This window comes from Pseudomonas sp. 10-1B (assembly GCF_000935045.1).
In the GTDB taxonomy this organism is placed as follows: Bacteria; Pseudomonadota; Gammaproteobacteria; order Pseudomonadales; family Pseudomonadaceae; genus Aquipseudomonas.
The window spans coordinates 108,770-126,652 of the sequence record NZ_JYKS01000011.1; the positions used below are offsets into that span (position 1 = coordinate 108,770).

The 17,883-nt window shown below is 58.3% G+C and carries 23 protein-coding genes and 2 pseudogenes; 12 read left to right on the top strand and 13 right to left on the bottom strand.

All coding sequences use genetic code 11. From position 1 onward, the window contains the following. Nucleotides 1-158: 158 nt before the first annotated feature. Nucleotides 159-335: pseudogene (locus TZ03_RS28535) on the top strand (IS5/IS1182 family transposase); the annotation flags it as partial. 56 nt (nt 336-391) lie between these two features. Here the strand turns inward: TZ03_RS28535 and TZ03_RS08320 are convergent. Beyond that, on the bottom strand, nt 392-616 hold the full coding sequence (locus TZ03_RS08320) for a hypothetical protein (RefSeq protein ID WP_051096952.1): 225 nt from the start codon (nt 614-616) through the stop codon (nt 392-394). Between the two features lie 70 nt (nt 617-686). Then, entirely contained in the window at nt 687-1,118 is a 432-nt protein-coding gene (locus tag TZ03_RS08325) for a DUF72 domain-containing protein (RefSeq protein ID WP_082056578.1), read from the bottom strand. Nucleotides 1,119-1,190: 72 nt separating this feature from the next. Here TZ03_RS08325 and TZ03_RS31220 point away from each other — a divergent pair, with 72 nt between their 5' ends. The 7 genes from TZ03_RS31220 (at nt 1,191) to TZ03_RS08355 (ending at nt 8,300) form a co-directional block, all read left to right on the top strand. Next, nucleotides 1,191-1,334 (top strand): hypothetical protein, encoded by a 144-nt coding sequence (locus tag TZ03_RS31220; protein WP_177328446.1) that lies wholly within the window; start codon nt 1,191-1,193, stop codon nt 1,332-1,334. Nucleotides 1,335-1,518: 184 nt separating this feature from the next. After that, a complete protein-coding gene (locus tag TZ03_RS31470; RefSeq protein WP_236692788.1) occupies nt 1,519-1,662 on the top strand; it encodes a hypothetical protein in 144 nt (47 codons plus the stop codon). 84 nt (nt 1,663-1,746) lie between these two features. Beyond that, a complete protein-coding gene (locus TZ03_RS08335; RefSeq protein ID WP_051096954.1) occupies nt 1,747-2,871 on the top strand; it encodes a mechanosensitive ion channel family protein in 1,125 nt (374 codons plus the stop codon). A gap of 230 nt (nt 2,872-3,101) precedes the next feature. After that, on the top strand, nt 3,102-4,478 hold the full coding sequence (locus tag TZ03_RS08340; protein ID WP_051096956.1) for a cytochrome ubiquinol oxidase subunit I: 1,377 nt from the start codon (nt 3,102-3,104) through the stop codon (nt 4,476-4,478). A 10-nt stretch (nt 4,479-4,488) separates the two neighbouring features. Beyond that, the gene (locus tag TZ03_RS08345; protein ID WP_051096958.1) at nt 4,489-5,502 is read left to right on the top strand and encodes a cytochrome d ubiquinol oxidase subunit II; all 1,014 of its coding nucleotides are present in this window, start codon (nt 4,489-4,491) and stop codon (nt 5,500-5,502) included. Nucleotides 5,503-5,748: 246 nt separating this feature from the next. Beyond that, nucleotides 5,749-6,951, top strand: a complete 1,203-nt coding sequence (locus tag TZ03_RS08350; RefSeq protein WP_051096960.1) for a zinc-dependent alcohol dehydrogenase — start codon at nt 5,749-5,751, stop codon at nt 6,949-6,951. A 20-nt stretch (nt 6,952-6,971) separates the two neighbouring features. Continuing rightward, a complete protein-coding gene (locus TZ03_RS08355) occupies nt 6,972-8,300 on the top strand; it encodes an SDR family oxidoreductase (protein ID WP_051096962.1) in 1,329 nt (442 codons plus the stop codon). A gap of 176 nt (nt 8,301-8,476) precedes the next feature. On the opposite strand, the gene xth is transcribed toward TZ03_RS08355, so the two are convergent. Together xth and TZ03_RS08365 are read right to left on the bottom strand one after the other, a co-directional pair. Further along, entirely contained in the window at nt 8,477-9,274 is a 798-nt protein-coding gene (xth, locus tag TZ03_RS08360; RefSeq protein WP_051096964.1) for an exodeoxyribonuclease III, read from the bottom strand. Beyond that, nucleotides 9,271-9,513 (bottom strand): hypothetical protein, encoded by a 243-nt coding sequence (locus tag TZ03_RS08365; RefSeq protein ID WP_051096966.1) that lies wholly within the window; start codon nt 9,511-9,513, stop codon nt 9,271-9,273. Before TZ03_RS08365 ends, xth begins: the two co-directional genes overlap by 4 nt. 683 nt (nt 9,514-10,196) lie before the next feature. Here TZ03_RS08365 and TZ03_RS28545 point away from each other — a divergent pair. Continuing rightward, complete coding sequence (locus TZ03_RS28545; protein WP_082056579.1) at nt 10,197-10,577, top strand: NUDIX domain-containing protein; 381 nt, start codon at nt 10,197-10,199, stop codon at nt 10,575-10,577. Nucleotides 10,578-10,589: 12 nt separating this feature from the next. On the opposite strand, the pseudogene TZ03_RS08370 reads toward TZ03_RS28545, so the two are convergent. Beyond that, a pseudogene (locus TZ03_RS08370) lies at nt 10,590-11,111 on the bottom strand (PAS domain-containing protein); the annotation flags it as partial. A gap of 12 nt (nt 11,112-11,123) precedes the next feature. After that, the gene (locus tag TZ03_RS08375; RefSeq protein WP_082056580.1) at nt 11,124-12,206 is read right to left on the bottom strand and encodes a M28 family peptidase; all 1,083 of its coding nucleotides are present in this window, start codon (nt 12,204-12,206) and stop codon (nt 11,124-11,126) included. A gap of 308 nt (nt 12,207-12,514) precedes the next feature. Between TZ03_RS08375 and TZ03_RS08380 the strand changes: the two genes are divergently transcribed. Then, complete coding sequence (locus tag TZ03_RS08380; RefSeq protein WP_051096970.1) at nt 12,515-12,724, top strand: general stress protein; 210 nt, start codon at nt 12,515-12,517, stop codon at nt 12,722-12,724. A 64-nt stretch (nt 12,725-12,788) separates the two neighbouring features. Here the strand turns inward: TZ03_RS08380 and TZ03_RS08385 are convergent, their stop codons facing one another. Next, the gene (locus TZ03_RS08385; protein WP_051096972.1) at nt 12,789-14,135 is read right to left on the bottom strand and encodes a cation:proton antiporter; all 1,347 of its coding nucleotides are present in this window, start codon (nt 14,133-14,135) and stop codon (nt 12,789-12,791) included. A 167-nt stretch (nt 14,136-14,302) separates the two neighbouring features. Here TZ03_RS08385 and TZ03_RS08390 point away from each other — a divergent pair, with 167 nt between their 5' ends. Further along, on the top strand, nt 14,303-14,719 hold the full coding sequence (locus TZ03_RS08390) for a low affinity iron permease family protein (RefSeq protein WP_051096974.1): 417 nt from the start codon (nt 14,303-14,305) through the stop codon (nt 14,717-14,719). Here TZ03_RS08390 and TZ03_RS08395 read toward each other — a convergent pair. The 5 genes from TZ03_RS08395 to TZ03_RS08410 form a co-directional block, all read right to left on the bottom strand. Further along, on the bottom strand, nt 14,716-15,150 hold the full coding sequence (locus TZ03_RS08395; protein ID WP_051096976.1) for a response regulator: 435 nt from the start codon (nt 15,148-15,150) through the stop codon (nt 14,716-14,718). The two genes, TZ03_RS08390 and TZ03_RS08395, sit on opposite strands and share 4 nt — an antisense overlap. 82 nt (nt 15,151-15,232) lie before the next feature. After that, entirely contained in the window at nt 15,233-15,673 is a 441-nt protein-coding gene (locus TZ03_RS08400) for a DNA methylase (RefSeq protein ID WP_051096978.1), read from the bottom strand. Next, nucleotides 15,670-15,894 (bottom strand): DUF2188 domain-containing protein, encoded by a 225-nt coding sequence (locus tag TZ03_RS08405; protein ID WP_051096980.1) that lies wholly within the window; start codon nt 15,892-15,894, stop codon nt 15,670-15,672. The genes TZ03_RS08400 and TZ03_RS08405 overlap by 4 nt, the downstream gene beginning before the upstream one ends. A 16-nt stretch (nt 15,895-15,910) precedes the next feature. Then, nucleotides 15,911-16,069: a hypothetical protein gene (locus TZ03_RS31225; RefSeq protein WP_177328449.1), complete on the bottom strand. Its 159-nt coding sequence runs from the start codon at nt 16,067-16,069 to the stop codon at nt 15,911-15,913. 37 nt (nt 16,070-16,106) lie between these two features. Continuing rightward, complete coding sequence (locus tag TZ03_RS08410; RefSeq protein WP_051096983.1) at nt 16,107-16,400, bottom strand: DUF6555 family protein; 294 nt, start codon at nt 16,398-16,400, stop codon at nt 16,107-16,109. A gap of 175 nt (nt 16,401-16,575) precedes the next feature. On the opposite strand from TZ03_RS08410, the gene TZ03_RS08415 reads away from it, so the two are divergent. Beyond that, nucleotides 16,576-17,115 carry a type 1 glutamine amidotransferase domain-containing protein gene (locus tag TZ03_RS08415; protein WP_051096984.1) on the top strand — a complete coding sequence of 180 codons (540 nt, stop codon included), beginning with the start codon at nt 16,576-16,578 and terminating at the stop codon, nt 17,113-17,115. A gap of 61 nt (nt 17,116-17,176) precedes the next feature. Here the strand turns inward: TZ03_RS08415 and TZ03_RS08420 are convergent, their stop codons facing one another. After that, nucleotides 17,177-17,701 (bottom strand): hypothetical protein, encoded by a 525-nt coding sequence (locus tag TZ03_RS08420; RefSeq protein ID WP_051097111.1) that lies wholly within the window; start codon nt 17,699-17,701, stop codon nt 17,177-17,179. Nucleotides 17,702-17,883 lie beyond the last annotated feature (182 nt).

Genomic DNA, 17,883 nt, shown 5'->3' on the forward strand with positions numbered 1-17,883 from the left:
CCCAGGTAACTTTTTGATTTATATCGATGTCCAAATGCTCTTCGGGGATCCCGATAGCGTGTGATCAAGTTCCACTGAGCACCACAAAACCTTTAAGGAATCTCCGAATAAACCCCCGGTTATGCGAAAATCGCCGCGCCATCTGATCCGAGCCGCCTATGAGCCAGATGAGCTTTTCCGACTTCGAGTACGCAAGCAAGCGTAAGCAAACCCGCTGCGAACGCTTCCTTGCTGAAATGGATCAGGTCGTGCCCTGGGCGGGCCTGCTGGGGCTGATCGAGCCGGTCTACCCCAAAACCGGAGGCGGTAGAAAACCCTATCCTCTGGAAACTGTGTAAAAAAGACCACGGGCACGCAAACGGGGCTGAGTGCCGGCCACCTGGACATGTATTCAGCGGCGGGTTTTCGTGTTGGCCTCGTCCAGATGCTGTTTAATCTGGCGCGTCTGTTCTTCCTGTTCCTTGATGGAGGTAGGCGTAATGACCTTGTCCACTGCCTCGGTATCCCGGTCTGGGCTCTCGAGCACCGGGTCTGGGGCCCGCTCGCCTTGCTGCGCCTCTTCGGAAGAAAGCGGCCGTGGGACTTTGTCGCCGGTCTTGCCATCGTCATGCTTCATGGGCTGCTCCTCGCACTACGAACTGTTCTCAGAAGAGCCCGCCAGGAGCAAAAAGTTTGATCCGCTTGCATCAGCGCAGATACCGCTCGAGCGCCAGCGCGTTACCCAGTGCAGCACCGGAGGCCGTGTTGTCGAAAATGCACCAGGTAGCTTCGCCTGCAGCGTGGCTGCGCTGCAGCCGCTCAGCCAGCTGTTGCAGGTACTGTTGCGAATACTCGCTGTGGTAGATCCGTGGCTCGCCGTGCAGGCGCCAGTAGACCAATCCAGGCCAGCCAGCGGGGTGCGCATCGGCAGCGAAGCGTGAAGGGCTCGCCGCCACCGGCCCGGCATGGCGTTGGCGCAGGAGTTCAAAGAAACGCCGGTCGCGGCTGGCAAGCTGTACGAGCAGGCAGCCGAGGTGGTCACCCAATTGCTGGCATTGGCCAAGAAACGCATCGAGCGCAAACTCACAGCCTTCCAGGCGTTGCTGCAATTGAGTCGCCAGGGGCGGTCGTCGTTCCATTGGCTCAATCGGATTGAACAGCCACCACAACAGGGCGGCCTAAGCGGAGTAACCGCTGTGGAGGATCCCGCCATGATTGACCCTGACCACCCCGCCCCTTACGTCGACGAAGTGCCGCATAACCCGGGCGAGCCGGTACCCAGACCTGAACCGGAGCAAGAGGCGCCGGACTGGCCCGACGGCCAGGTTCCACCTGAGGAACAGTCCGACGGTTGACCCCGTCAATGGCTCGCCGGCTCGGCGTGGCTCGCTGTACCTTCAACCGCCACTCGCCTGGCATACCCTACGCCCCACTCCAGCGCCCGGCTCATGCTCTCGCCGGCGCGCTGGGCGTAGGCCCGCTCATATAGCACCGTCCCATCAGCTGGCCTGCGCGGCGATCCAGATTCTGGTGCACATGGTGTTCTTTCTGCACCTGACCACGGCGCGCGAGCAGCGCTGGAGCCTGGTGGCGCTGATGTTCACCGTCGTGATCATCGTGCTGCTGGTGGGGTTGTCGCTATGGATCATGTACTACGTCCACTACAACATGCTCGGTTTGTGAAATCGGATCGACCTATGGCGCCCATGGGGCATCCCATGAAAAGGACCTTCATAACAATCCAGGCACCCGGGAGGCGCGCTGCTCATGAATGACCGCATCATAGCCCTGTTCACCGATACCACCCTGTTCGGCATTTCCATCCTCAATCTGCTGCTGGCCCTGGCTGTGGCCATCGGGACCTTCCTGGTCTCCCGCGCCGCAATCAGCTTCCTGCTGCACCGCATCCGTCGCTGGTCTGAACATGACGGTGTGCTCAGCCACGTGCTGGCCAAGGTGCTGGCCGGCACCAGCAATTTCCTGCTGTTGCTCGCCTCCTTGCTGGTAGGCCTGAGCGTGCTCGACCTGCCGGAACGCTGGCTGACACGAGTGAGCAGCCTCTGGTTCGTGGTCGCTGCCCTGCAAATCGGGCTGTGGGCCAACCGCGCCATCGACCTGGGCCTGAACCGCTACTTTGCCCGCCACCGCAGCGACGGCCTGAACCAGGGCAGCGCGCTGGCCACCCTGTCGGCGTGGGGCGCGCGGGTGCTGCTGTGGTCGGTGGTGGTACTGGCGATGCTGTCCAACCTGGGCGTCAACATCACCGCTTTCGTCGCCAGCCTGGGTGTCGGCGGTATCGCCGTGGCGCTGGCCGTGCAGAACATCCTCGGCGACTTGTTCGCCTCGCTGTCGATCGCCGTGGATAAACCGTTCGAGGTGGGCGATTTCATCGTCATCGGCCCGCTGGCAGGCAGCGTCGAACATGTGGGGTTGAAAACCACGCGCATTCGCAGCCTGGGTGGCGAGCAGATCGTCATGGCCAACGCCAGCATGATCAACAGCACCATCCAGAATTACAAACGCCTGCAGGAACGACGCATCGTGTTCGAGTTCGGCCTGTCCTACGACACGCCAACCGAGGCAGTGAAAAAAGCGCCTGCCATCGTTGAAGAGGCTATCAAGGCGCAGCAGCAGGTGCGCTTCGACCGTGCTCACTTGCGCGGCTTTGGCAAGGAAGCGCTGGAGTTCGAGTGCGTGTACATCGTCAAGGACCCTGGCTACAACCTATACATGGACATCCAGCAGGCCATCAACTTCCACCTGCTCGAGCGCTTTTCCAAGGTGGGCGCCAAGTTCGCCGTACCGGTGCGGGCGATCAAGGTCACCGCGTTGCCACAAGAAGCCAACCTCTCGGCACCAGGTCGAGAGGGCCTGGGCATCAGGGGCGCCTGAACGGTCGGCCCGCCCGTCGCCCGCCTCGCACGGCCCACCCTCCCCCCTGGGCCAACACTAGGCAAATACCGCAAAAAGGAGATTCCTCATGAAGATAATGTGGCAACGGGGTGGGAGGAATCGGTGCCTGTCATCCTGCTTCATGCGCAGCCGGATGCTGACGATATCGCTCACGCCGTGCCCGAAACAGATCAAATCATGTAGGGAGCGCGCCGAACAGAGGAAACCCTATGGAAAGTGTTGAGTGGGGGCTGCTCGCAGCGCGTATACAGTTTGCCGTAACCATCAGCTTTCATATTGTGCTTGCGGCGTTCAGCATTGGTCTGGCGAATTTTTTGTTGGTGCTGGAAGCCCTGTGGCTTCGGCGTCGGGAGCAGGTTTATCTGGATCTCTATCGGTACTGGCTGAAAATATTCGCGCTCAACGTCGCCATCGGTACCGCATCAGGCCTGATACTCGAATATCAGTTTGGCCTCAACTGGGGACGGCTCGCCACCCAGGCCGGGGAGATCCTCGGGCCCCTGATGGTTTATGAGGTGATGGCTGCGTTTTTTCTGGAGGCAGGTTTCCTCGGGATCATGCTGTTCGGCATGAATAAAGTTGGCCCCAGGCTGCATTTCTTCGCCACTTGGGCTGTGGCTGTCGGCACAGTCATCAGCGCATTCTGGATCCTGTCTGCGAACTCCTGGATGCACACGCCCAGTGGCTTCGGCATTGGTACAGACGGACGGTTTGTCGCGCAGGACTGGTGGGCAATTATCTTCAATCCTTCTTTTCCCTACCGCTTCGTCCATATGATGCTGGCGACCTTCCTGGCCACAGCTCTGCTAATCGCCGGAGCGAGTGCATGGCAATTATTGCACGCGTCATCTGACCACCACGCCAGAGTGCAGTTCTCCATGGCGATGTGGACCATTGCGGTCCTCGCACCGCTCCAGGTTGTCGCAGGCGATCTGCATGGCGAAAACACGCTGAGGTTTCAACCCCAGAAGGTGGCTGCGATGGAGGGCGCGTGGGAGCGCCCTCCCCCTGGTGCAGGTGAACCCCTGCGTTTGTTTGCGTTGCCCGACACGGCCGAGCAGCGCAATCATTTCGAGCTGGCTATACCACGCATAGCCTCCCTATATCTGCGCCATGACCTGAGCAGCACGATCAGACCGCTCACTGAATTTGCGCCTGAGGACACGCCCCCCGTGGCGATTGTGTTCTGGGCCTTTCGCCTGATGGTGGGCCTGGGCGTGCTTATGGTGGTGCTCGGGGTCACCAGCCTGGTATTGCGCCATCGACAACGCTTCTACACTGCGCGCTGGATGCACCGTTGCGCCGTGCTGATGGCCCCTGCCGGTTTCATGGCCATGATCAGCGGTTGGGTGGTTACCGAGGTTGGCCGCCAGCCCTTCACGGTTTATGGATTACTGCAAACGGCGGACAGTGCATCGCCAATCTCCAGCGAGCAGGTCCTCGTCTCTACCGGCGTCATTCTGATGTTCTATCTGGTGGTGTTCGGCATCGGATTGTGGGTATTGCTGCGTATTCTGCGTCATCCGGCCAAACCCGGAGAACAACAACCACAGCCGACCCTCCCAGACGAAATCGGCAAGCCCTGAGGTGCAACCTATGCTGGAAGGTGACCTGATCGTATTACTTTCAGCGGCGGCTCTCGCCTTCTCTGTGCTCAGCTATGTCCTGCTCGACGGTACTGACCTGGGAGTGGGTATCATCATGGGGTTCACCCGAAGCGCCAGGCGACGACGCGCCATGGCGGTGTCCATCTTGCCGATCTGGGATGCCAACGAGACCTGGCTGGTTCTGGGAGGCGGGGGGCTTTTAGCGCTGTTTCCTCTGGCATATGCGATTCTATTGCCTGCGTTGTACGTGCCGTTCATTGCCATGTTCCTGGCGTTGATCGTCCGCGCCATGGCCTTGGAGTTTCGTGATTACACAGAAAACCCGACTATCAAGCGAGGCATAGACGCACTACATATGTGCGGGTCGTTGATAGCCGCGGGATGCCAAGGCGCGGCGCTGGGTACCTTGGTACAAGGCATTTCCCACCGAAACGGGCAATTCACTGGAACAGGCTGGGAATGGACAAGCCCTTTCGCACTCTACTGCGCGGGCGTGCTGGTTGTGGGCTATGCGTGGCTCGGAGCCTGTTGGCTGTATTGGCGAAGCGAATCTGAGTTACAGCAAACGTCGCGCAGGCAAGCTCAACTTCTTTGCGTGGCCACTTTTGTGCTGGTGATTATTCTGCTGTTCTGGACACTCAGCATGGCGACAGTCTATGCGCAGCGACTTTCCAGCCCTTCCGTGCTCGGCCCTGCTGGCGGGACTGCTCTTGTTTCCTTTATCGCTTTTTGGGCGAGTTTTCGAAGTCGGCACGACGTATTGCCGCTAATGTGCGCGCTTATCCTGTTCGTCTTGGCGTTCACGCTGATGGTCATTACGATTTTCCCACTGATCGTTCCTCCCGACCTCACGCTATTCGACGCCGCATCAAGCAGGACAAGCCAAACGTTCATGCTGGCTGGTTTTGCACTGCTGATGCCGGTGACCTGGTTCTACAACACCTTTGGCTTTCGTATATTCAGCGGGAAAGTTCATCCGCCAAAGGTTCGCCAAGCGGAATGAATGGGTATCAGTAAACTAGGGCGAACTGAACGATGGCTAGCGGCATTTGCAATCGCACGTCCCGAATCACGCCCTTGAATGACGTTTTTCGACATGGAAGCGCATCACTACTGCTCCATTCTGAATGAGGATGTTGTCCCGACCAAGCCTGCATCCCACCACCACTGAACCAGTTGGTCTGAACTTTGCCAGCCCAAAAGCCTTCCCCTGCATACCCCCACGTTTTTGTGATGCAGGAGCAAGACCATGAGAGCACTCACCTACCACGGCGCTAACGATGTCAGGGTAGACACTGTCCCTGACCCCATTCTCCAAGACGCAGACGACATCATTCTGAGGGTGACCGCCACCGCAATCTGCGGTTCCGACCTCCACCTCTATCGCGGCAAGATCCCGGAAACAGAACACGGCGACATCTTCGGCCACGAGTTCATGGGCATCGTCGAGGACGTCGGTAGAGACGTGACGAACTTGCGGGTTGGCGACCGCGTCGTGATTCCATTTGTGATTGCTTGTGGAAGTTGCTTCTTCTGCCAGCACGATCTGTTCGCTGCCTGCGAAACGACCAATACCGGTCGCGGATCGATCATCAACAAAAAGGGCATTCCACCCGGCGCTGCTTTGTTTGGCTACAGCCATCTGTATGGCGGCATCCCTGGAGGCCAAGCTGATTACGTCAGGGTACCCAAAGGCAATGTCGGGCCATTCAAAGTGCCGACGACCCTCGCCGATGACAAAGTGCTGTTCCTCTCTGACATCCTCCCTACCGCTTGGCAAGCGGTCATCAATGCCGAGATAAGCCAAGGTTCATCGGTAGCAATCTACGGTGCGGGACCAGTGGGCCTGCTCAGTGCCGCCTGCGCACGGATGCTGGGCGCCCACACCGTCTTCATGGTGGATGACAATGACTACCGGCTGGCCTACGCCCAGGAGGCCTACGGCGTCATCCCGATCAACTTTGAACAAGATGATGATCCTGCCGACAGCATCATTCGCCAGACACCGGGTATGCGTGGTGTAGACGCGGTCATCGATGCGGTCGGGTTTGAAGCCAAAGGCAGCACTACGGAAACCGTGATGACGGCCTTGAAACTGGAAGGCAGCAGCGGCAAGGCCCTGCGCCAGAGCATCGCGGCTGTGCGACGTGGCGGCGTAGTCAGCGTGCCAGGGGTCTATGCGGGGTTCATTCACGGCTTCATGTTCGGCGATGCTTTCGACAAAGGGCTGACCTTCAAGATGGGGCAAACCCATGTCCAGAAATACCTTCCCGAGCTGCTCGAACACATCGAAGCCGGACGCCTCCAGCCCGAGCTGATCGTCACCCACCGCCTTGCGTTGGAGGAGGCCGCAATGGGTTACAAGATGTTCGATCAGAAAGAGGACAACTGCCGCAAGGTGATCCTTGTTCCAGGGGCGGCATCAGGGACGCTGGGCCCTGACTACGTATAAACCTCACAGGAGCTTGCACCATGATTGATCAAGCGACAGGTATGAAGCCGGGAGAACGGTACTGCGTTGAAAATCTTGAACGCGCCCACCAGTTCCCAGGCTTCTTTCAGGATGGCAAATATTACCTTGGCCCCGAGCTTCTGACAGCTGTGGGATGGCTGGAAGGCAACCGGTTCATCTACGACAGTCTGGATGCTGAAGGAGAGCCGGTGTTTCCTGATCGCGTGGCCGGCACGATCAGCAACTTGACCCTGAGACTTGTGGACGGCACATCCCTCCAGCTGTCACCCGTTGAAGTCACTGAGACTTTCACGGCGCCGGAAAACCATCCTGTTACACCCGCCGATGAGCCGCCACCGCTGACTCGCTCGCCGATCAGGGGCCCGCTGCGCGGCAAGGTGGTGGTCATCACCGGAGCGTCCAGCGGCATAGGCCGCGCCGCAGCTCATGCTTTTGCCTGCAAAGGCGCGCGTCTGGTACTGGCGGCACGAGATGAGCAAGCACTGTTTGAAACGCTCGACGAATGCACCGATTGCGGCACCGATGCGGTGACCGTGACCACCGACATGACCCAGAGCGATCAGGTACAAGCCTTGGCAGCCCGTGCTGCCGAGTTTGGCCAAGGCCGAATAGACATCTGGGTAAACAACGCAGGTGTAGGTGCGGTGGGCAGTTTCGAGGAGACACCGCTCGAAGCCCATGAGCAGGTCATCCAGACTGACTTGGTGGGTTACCTTCGAGGGGCCCATGTGGCGCTGCCGTACTTCAAGAAACAGGGCAGCGGCACGCTGATAAACACCTTGTCTCTGGGCAGCTGGGTGGCCCAACCCTATGCCGCAGCCTATTCGGCCAGCAAGTTCGGCTTGCGCGGGCTCACTGAGGCACTCAGGGGCGAGCTCACAGAATTCCCCAACATTCACGTCTGTGACATCTATCCAGCCGTGATGGATACCCCTGGCTTTCGTGATGGCGGTAACTACACCGGCCATGCGCTCAAACCACCAGGGCCCATCTACGATCCAGAGCTCGTAGCCAAGGCCATGGTGGCCTGTGCGATCTCACCTCGCGCAAGCACCACCGTCGGTGCAAGCGCCCGCCTCGCGCATTTGGCCAGCTATCTGGTGCCAGGGCTGCCGGGACTTTCTGGATGGCTTACTCGGTGGGGATTGGACCGCAGTCCTGGTGCACAGCAGTCCTCAGGCAATCTCTTCGAGCCGCCAAGCGGTCGGCGAAGTATCGAGGGTGGGTGGAGAACCCCGAAAGATAGAACCCCTATGTTGCTGAGTGCGGCAGTTATCGGGCTCCTTGCTGGGTTCGTCATCACCCATGCCCAACGCCGACGCCGGTGAGCGATCACGAGGAGGGTTAGGTTCGGTTGGCCACCTGATACCGCCTGGGTTTCTGTCCAACAGAAATCCAGGCGCGCAGCAGGCAGACAAAGTGCATCTATCACCTCCACGGCCCGAAAACGCTGGGCGCCTATCGGTAGTGACTGCACCTTTGCGTGAAGGTTGGTTGCCGTGCACTAGTGGCGCCGGCGGCGCTCGCTCAACTCGATCCAGACGGGCGCATGATCGCTGGCCTTGGCTTCGTTTCGCACCCACGCATCGACGCCCGCCTGTTTCAGGTACGGGGCAAGGTCGCGGTTGAGCAACAGGTGATCGATGCGCAACCCGGCATTGCGGGCCCAGTGATTGCGAAAATAATCCCAGAACGTGTAGATGCGCTCGTCAGGATACAAATGGCGAATGGCATCGACCCAGCCCTGCGCCAGCAGCTGTTCAAAACACGCCCGCGACGCGGGCTGAAGCAGCGCATCCTTGACCCATGAGCGAGGGTTGTAGATATCCATATCCGTCGGCACCACGTTGAAATCACCGGCCAGTATCGTTGGATGACCACTGCCGTAAAGCGCTTGCGCATGCTTGAGCAGGCACTCGAACCAGCGCAGCTTGTAGTCGAATTTCGGGCCGGGTTGCGGGTTGCCGTTCGGCAGGTACAGGCAGCCCACCAGTACTCCGTGCGCCGCGGCTTCCAGATAGCGGCTCTGGTCATCGTCCTGCATGCCGGGCAGGCCGCGACGGACTTCGAGCGGCTCGCTGTCACGCGTCAGGATGGCCACGCCGTTCCACGCCGGCTGCCCCAGATACAGGCAGCCATAACCCGCCGCTTCGATCTCCTGGCGCGGAAACTGCCGATCCGCCGCCTTGAGTTCCTGCAGGCAGGCGATGTCGGGCCGTTCACGCTCCAACCAGGCCAGCAAGGCCGGCAGGCGGCTGCGGATACCGTTGATGTTGAAGGTGGCGATCCTGAGGGCTTTCATGCGTCCGGGTCACTGACATGGGCCTTCACTGCATCCTCCAGCGCCCGTACCGGCGCCTGGTCGGCCAGCGCCTTGCGCGCTAGCCAGACGTCCCAGTCGATGGCGCCGTCGTCACGCAGGGCCTCAGCCGTTTGGACCAGCTCATGGTGATAGGCATACGGCGACTCGCGCCGGTAGCTGATGTCCTCGTACTGTGCGTACCAAGCTTCAAGCTCGGGGATGCTGCGTTCGATGCTCATTGGAACGTCCTCGCTTTACCATTACTGGTCAGAGCCTTGGCATAGCGTGATGTTCAACTACAATGGGCGACTCAATGCTGGCCTCCGCTAAATAGTCTCACGGGCAGCGGCAACGATCGGCGCCTCACCTGTTGCTAGTCGGCCGTTCTGGATGATTCTCTGCCGTCCAATGACCCCAGCGATGCTGTGTGGGCTTGGCTCTTAGAAAAATCTCGGTGACGCTTAAGTGAGTAACGATCTCGAGATTCATCCAGTTCTCGCCGTGAGACCGATGATGAAGCGCTGGGTTTGTCCAATCCCAAAAAACATCACCGCGAATACGCATGCCGGCCTCCTGCGACTTTAGTCTTATGGTTACGAGAGCTCACCATAGCTACATCGCGGATTTGAGGCAGGCGCTTGGGCTAATGTCGGTCAGTTAAGCCATTTGGGGCCGCTGTGCGGCCCATCGCAGCGGTTCGTCGCCACGACAAGCCAGCTCCCACAGGGACTGCGCAAAGCTTGAGATCTGCGCGGTACCTGTGGGAGCTGGCTTGCCGGCGATGGGCTGCAAAGCAGCCCCAATAGCTGCCACTAAGGCTTAACTGACTGGCATTAGGCGCTTGGGCTGGTTAAACCGTTCACCTTACGACATGAACTTTGGCGTGCGGTTTGGGCCTTCCGTACATACCGGAGGAACCGCCATGAGCCAATTGAGAGAGTTGCATTCCACTGCCATTTGCCTGCAAGCCGGTAAAATTCTAATGGTGCGCAAAGAAGCTCCTGAGTGGTCACTACCAGGCGGAAAAATTGATCCTGGTGAGACCCAGTTCGAGGCGGCCTGTCGAGAGTTGCATGAAGAAACCAGCCTGCAACTTACCGACGCTCAGTTTCTGGGACACAGCGTGCTTCCAGGAGAGGAGCACTGGCTCTATCGCATGACCGTCCCAGCGTCCATCCAGCCTCGAGCATCACACGAAATCGTAGAATGCCGATGGTTCTCTGCCGCGGAACTCAGTCAAGTAGTGGTGAAACCATCGAATGTGGAACTACTCAGACGAGAAGGCTTCTTGGAGCTCAAATAAGTGCAGCCTCACGGTCTGAGAGACACCCGCGCTGCGATCTTCTGCGGAGAAAATCAGCTCGTAGGAGGCGCCGACGACCTCTTCAGCGGTGTAGCCGAAGATCAGCTCAGCGCCGGTGTTCCAGTCGGTGATTTTGCCGTGTTCATCGAGAATGATGATGGCAAAATCGTGGGTGCTCTCGGCGACCAGGCGCATGCGTTCCTGGCCCAGGCGCAGATCTTCTTCAGCCTCGCGACGCTTGGTGATGTCGATGAACGTCAGCACCGTCCCATCGATATGGTCTTCGCTGGAACGGTACGGCAATAGCCGGGCAATGTACCAGCGGCCATCGGCCCTGCTGACTTCCCTCTCCAGCATGGTCAGCGACTCGTACACGGACGAAGCGTCTTCGGCCAACTCTGGATAATTGAGACGATGGGTGATATCCAGCAGCGAGCGCCCGGTATCCACCGGGAGCATGCTGAAAATCTCCTTGGCCCGGGGCGTGAACCAACGGATATGCATGTTGCGGTCTACGAACACCGTGGCGATATTTCAGAGCAGCCTTCATCTCGGTAACGAAGCGTCGGACGGATGGCCTGGCTCCGGATCCATCAGATATTCGACGAGCGTAACGGCACAGGCCGAGATCCCCTCCATAAGGGCCATCTCGAAACCATGGGTATTTTCGGTCGGGATCGCAATGCATCCAGCCTTGGCATCAATACCTGTGCTCAACACCACGCTGGCATCGGAAGCAAAATCCACCAGCAACGCCGCTTGGGGGATATACCCTGCCCGCCGAGTGGCGGCCATCAGCGCCTGCACCACGGTGCGACTGTAGTATCCCTTCTGGTCGCCGGTATTGATGATCGGGTTGGCCGTAAGCTCCGTTCCATATTCTTCAAGCACCGGCCCGACCTCGACTGCAATGGTGGTCTCTCCCGGTAACCTGGCAGCAGCGTATAGCGCACCGGCATTGGATTCCTCTTCCAGCGTGGTCAAGACGAACCACACATCCTGGTGCAATTCCTCACGCCTTGCTCGCAGCAAGCGGGCGCACTCGATTACCGCAGCGAGTGGTGCACGGTCATCAAGAAAATGGGCAGCCACACAGTCTTGGACACTGAAAGGTTTACGCCAATGCTGACTGAGCACCACACGGGTGCCGGGGCGCACGCCAGCGCTTTCCAGCTCAAGCTTCGACATGCGTGTGACCACATATACATCCTTCCACTGAACATCGCCTGCGAGCACATCTCGCCCATTGGAAGTCCGACCGCTGTTGTGCATCGACCCATAGGACAGAACACCGGGCAGGGTTTGTTCATCGCCGAGAATCTCGACTGGGCAGACACCGAAGCTGATCGGCTGAGCACCACCCAAGGCCAGAACTTCCAACGTTCCATTCTTGCGGACGTTCTTGACGATCATTGCGATCTCATCAAGGTGCGCCATGACCCTGATGGCAGCTTCTGGATCACTGGAGGGCCCAGCGCGGACGACTCCAACGACATTGCCTGCCCGGTCAATATGCGCATCGTCACAGAGGGAGGCCAACTCCCGCAGACAAATGGCCTGCACCTCATCTTCCTGGCCGCCAGGGCCGCGAGCATTGAGTAGCTCCATCAATAACGCGTCAATTTGCACAGTTCGCCCCTTTCGCTCCTGCGTCAGCTATCGACCCGACTCTGGCAACCTGAGTTCAGCCGGTTCGCTGATCGAACGGCATGCGGGGATTTGTTTGAGCGGCCACCTTTGGTGGAAACAATGCCAGAGAACTGATGGGTGCCAACCCAAGCTACTTGCGGCGCAGGCTCTAGGACGCATGAAATAAAGCGTCAAATACTTCATGCGTTTCGTCCGGTGAAGGCGATTTTGTGGGAGTGTTTGCCCCAGGGGTAGCAGTCGGACTTGAACACAGACTTTCCTGTGTGACTGACATGAGGTGAAAGATCATGGCTAACAACCAAACCAATCGCGGGCATCAAGGCGGCACTGCACAGAACAACCCAGGCAATTTTGCCAACGACCGGGAGAAAGCATCCGAGGCGGGGCGCAAGGGTGGCCAATCCTCAGGCGGCAACTTTGCCAATGACCGTGAACGCGCCTCGGAGGCTGGCCGCAAAGGCGGACAGAACAGCCATGGCGGCGGTCGCAACAGCTAAGGCGGCTGGCCTACGTTGAATGTGCCAGGGCGAAGGATCGCCCTGGCATTTTTATGAACGTGCGTTATTCACAAGCACTCCGTTTCCACGCCTCGTAACGCGCAAGCAGCGGCTGCACGCTGAGCCCGTGCAGCATAATGCTCAACGCCACAACTGACAGCACCAGATTGCCGACTTCCATTGCAGAGCCTGGTAACAAGCCGTGATTGATGGCATAGAACAGGTAGTAGAAGCTACCAATGCCCCGAATGCCGAACCACCCCAGCAGCACACGCTGCCTCGCATCCAGCATTTTCCGGAACGGCATCAGCATGACGCTCAGAGGCCGAATCACCAGGAACAGCGCCCCCGCAATGATCAGGGCCCGCCAATCCCAATGGGCGACCAGCACAACGCCGAGCAAGGTCACCAGAAAGACCTCCAGCGCTCGTTCAACCAGGCCGCCAAATGCGAGCATGTCTCCCAGCATGATCCCGGCAGCCACCTGTGAATCCTCAAGCCCTTCCACATCCCCTTTTACCGCCAACTCTGGCGCCACGTGCTGGTGTCCCACCACTGGCTGCACCAAATGCTCCGCAGCTGGAGCATCCGGATTGGTAGAGGTCTGCACTTCGGCCTGGCGCAGGCCCAACCCCGCGGCGAATACCGCCAGGAACCCATAGGCCTGGATCGATTCGGCAATCACGTAAGCGAGCGCGATCAATGCCAGGGCCAGGTAGTCGTTGGGTGACACAGTGCTGTCGTCGTTACGCAGGCGCAGGAACAGCGTGAGCTTGCCCAGACCGCCTCCCATCCAGTAGCCGCAAAGCAGTCCAGCAGCCACGGCCCACAACATGTCCTTGACTAGCCAATCGCCCAGCCACGCCTCCCCTGTGTTCTGCTGAAGGAACAAACCAAGCATGACGAAAGGAAAAGCCACCCCGTCGTTGAGACCGGCCTCGCCAGACAAGCTGAAACGGACAGGATCGTCATCCTGAGCATCGACCACCTGAACAAGTGTCGCCAGGACTGGGTCGGTAGGCGCGAGAATGGCACCGATCATCACCGAGATACCCCACCCCAGATTCAGGCCGTAATGCGCCACCAGTGCTACGCCAGCGATGCAGGTCACCATGACCGGCCCAGCCAGGTAGAAGGCCCCCCACCATCTGTGGTTACCCAAGGGCAGGCGCAGCTTCAGGCCGCTGAAGAACAGCGAAAACAACACGGCGACTTCGGTCAGATGCTCCATCCAGCCACTCGACTGGGCGACATCAAGCTGCAGGAAGCTCAGCCCGGGCGAGCCCAGAGCAATGCCTAGACCCAGGCACACCACCGAGGACGTAACAGGTATCCAACGCAAATACGAGGATGAGAGCGCGAGTAGCAACAAGACTGCGCCGAGCATGGCGAACCAGACGATAAAGGTCATGTGCGCAGGGGCCTGCAAAATAGGTATCGACTGAAATTCGACGTTTAGTCGCTTCACGTCGTTCCGCTGCGCTTATCCCGTTCGCCGGCCACACTGACGAAATGTAAAAAAAGATTTCAACGCTTCGCTGTGGTCAGAGTTTCTAGACACCTGTGGAGATGCAAAAAATGAAATTCGCACGATTTTGCCAATGGCTATCCAATCACGCGGGCAAGCCAAGCACTTTTCTGATCGCCGTGGTGTTGATCGCCATATGGGCAGCCTCCGGGCCCTGGTTCCACTACAACGATACTTGGCAGCTCATCGTCAACACATCCACCACCATCATCACGTTCCTCATGGTGTTCCTCATCCAGAACACCCAAAATCGTGATAACGACATCATCCATGTGAAGTTGGACGAGCTGATCAGGGCAACCAAATCAGCACACCAGTCGGTGCTCGATCTCGAAGCGCTCGACAATCAGCAAATTCATAAGCTACGCAAGGAGTACCGGGCCATGGGCAGCCAGTGCGAAGCCCATCCCGAAAAGCCCGTCGAGCAGTTGGGAGAGGATGCGGCCCGTGACAATCAGCAGCGTTAGATCAGCTTATGGCCAGATGGATTTAGCGAAGCTCTCAAGGGCGTCGCCTGAAGGGCCTTACCGATAGCCTCTGCGAGCTCTTCGATAGACCACGGCTTGAAAAGGAATGTTACGGGAGGGGTAACCTCTGAAGCGTCCAGGTGATATCCCGAAGTGAGAATTGCCGGTAATCCAGGCCACCTTGCATGAACCATGGAAATGAACTCCATGCCCTTGATGCTTCCCGGTACACCGTGATCGACAACGACCAGGGAGCAGCCATCGTGGCTGCCCATCATGGAAATCAGCGCATCTTCCGAATTGCTGAAGCCATCGCAGTCGGCGCCCATTTCGGTGAGAATATCCACCAGAAGCATCCGTAGTGTCTCATCATCTTCGACAACCACGACTGCCATCCCTGACAGTGACACGCCCTCGACATCGAGCTTCATGAGCTTCTCCAGTCCATAGTGGATTTCCGAGTGTTTCACTCATGGGTGGAAACGTCGATGGCAGCACTAGGCCACGTCCCAGCTACCCTTCCTCGCCTTGTGCCGATAACAGCGCTGACGCCTCGCGCATGAAAATCTCAACCGTCTTGGGCCCAATCCCTTCAAATGACAGCAGCCACTGTTGAAATCCATCAATGTTCTGTTCGCCGTTTTGCAGCACGCCCAATTGATGGTCGAGTTCAGCTTCCAGCTTGTCGCCCAGCATATGTAGTCGTCGAGCCGTAGACTCGTCATAGCGGGTATAACCCGCCTGGCCCAGTAGACGAACGAGCAGTGAATGGGATGCACGGCCTAGCTTTCTTGGAGTGTCTAAGCCTTGCTGATCTATCAGCACCTGGTAGGCGGCTACCGCCACGGTTGAGCGAATCCGCTTGCCCATGAGGAAGCTGGCTAGCAACCAAAGATACAAGCCGTTAGTGCCCGCGACGTTGATGCCGAGGTCACGGGCGCTAATCGTGTTCAACCCTTTGTACGGCGCGGGTCAGCAGAGCGTGGATAGGTACGCTCCTCCTCAAGGGTACCGTCGGCCTTGTGAATCTTTACCGATGCGGTTTTGCCGTCAAAAAACTCCCGCAACGAGCTCAGCAGTTCCTGCTTGGTTGCAGCTCGCTTCGAGGCCCGCTCAGCGCCTGCTTTCTTCAGCTCCCACCCTTCAGAAGTCGGGCTGAGGTGATAGTTGTCCATCACATGCTCCTTCTAGTCAGAGAGATTGGCCATCGTCTTCGATGTCTTCCTCAGCTTCTGCGGCATCCGTGGCATCAGCGTCATTCAAAGGTGGTGAGGTAGGTTTTTCCGGATCGTTGATGAAAGGCACACCACTCGGCCCGTGCTCCTCATGACCTTCAGTTTTTGGTTGCATCGCGAAGCCTCCAGTGAATTGGGTCAGCTGTAAGCCGCTAACCGCCCACACCCTTCTCCGAAAATTTTTCGACAGCGATAGGCGGCGCAATGAACTCCGGACCATCGCCTGCCAATCGCCACTTCACATTCGCGATCCCGTAGCGCTCGGCCATGGGCCGGCTGACCATCTTGATGTTCTGCTGACAAAATCTGGGAATGATGCTAACCCCTGCGTCGCAGCTAGCCCAATGCCAGGCAACGGCGTTGTCCATTTTTTCCAAACGGATGATGAATGTTCGGCGTTCGCCATGGAGCGTGTAGTCGATAACGTACAGTTGCTGTCCAGCCACGTGAGTCTCTCCCTTTCACTCATGCGTCTGTGAGGGGAGATGGACGAGAAAAATTCAATTGGAAAGCCAGGCGGCGACATAGGACGTGGAACGGCAACTCAAAACATCGTCTTTGAACTTCGAGCTTGATAGGTGGCCTCCTCTTTCAGGCCCATCGGAAAACTGAGATTCAACAATGAATGCACAACTGAGCGGCAAGCGCGTGGCCTTCCTGGTCACCGATGGTTTTGAACAGATCGAACTGACCGGTCCGCGTGAAGCCTTGGAAAAAAACGGCGCCGTGGTCGACATCCTGAGTGGCAAGGAAGGGAGTGTACGCGGCTGGAACCATGACAAGCCCGCCGACGAATTTGCCGTGGATGCGACGTTCGACAGTGCCCACCTGGATCTCTATGACGCCATTGTGCTGCCGGGCGGCGTGCAGAATTCCGACACCATCCGGCTGATACCCGGCGCTCAGAAGCTGGTGAAAAGCCACAACTCGGCAAGCAAGCCATTGGCGGTCATCTGCCACGGCGCCTGGCTGCTGGTGTCGACCGGGCTGGCCCAGGGCAAGCGGATGACCAGCTTCAAGACGTTGCAGGACGATATTCGCAACGCAGGCGGTAACTGGGTTGATGAAGAGGTGGTGGTGGACGGCAACCTGATCACCAGCCGCAAACCGGACGATATTCCGGCCTTCAATGGGCAGTTGATCAAGGCGCTGGCTGCCTGACCCTTTTCTCTACACATCGGCCCCCTTTCCAGGGGCCGTACTATCGACGGGTGATGCGTTATCACGCCAATTGGATGTACACCGAATAGCTACCCAGCAGCAGCCAGAACACCAGAAAGATCCACGGTGTACGTAGCGAAAACAGCAGCGACTTTCGATGTCCTGCTCGGGATGTCTCGGCTTCGCAGAACAGAGGCGACTCATCGTATGCCAACCCCATGATGGGCTCGCTCTGTAGCAAGTGACGTTGCTTCAGTTGCCAATGATCGATGATGTTGTACGCTGCCCGTATCCCAGGCCAGGCATTGAGCGAGCTCAACACCCCCAGCAAGGCGAGGAACGCGGGCACGATCAGGGTAAACATTTCTCCCCATCCTTGGTTGAGGTTGCCCATGGAGGAAACGAACGCGATGACCAGAAAGGACTGTGCAGCCAGGTAGGCGTCGGTACGATTGGCCAGAATACTGGTTTCGTACTGGATCTCACGCCGGTAGAAGTCCAGACGCTCTTTGGGGGACCCGAACATCCTGGCGTTATGTTCGCTGATTTCATGCTCCGGGGTCGCGGGGGTAATGATTCGAGGCACTTGTTCCTCCTGCAATGCGCCTCCCGGCGAGAAGAGCGCGAGGAGGTCAGTTCGGTAGAACAAACGATGCAACCAGAAATTCAATTCGCATTCGAGTAGGGCACCGCTCGTCGTGCCAAGTGCACATTCAACCCAACGCACAGGCATCCGATGCTTCGAAACGGTAAGAGCAGTTCTCAACT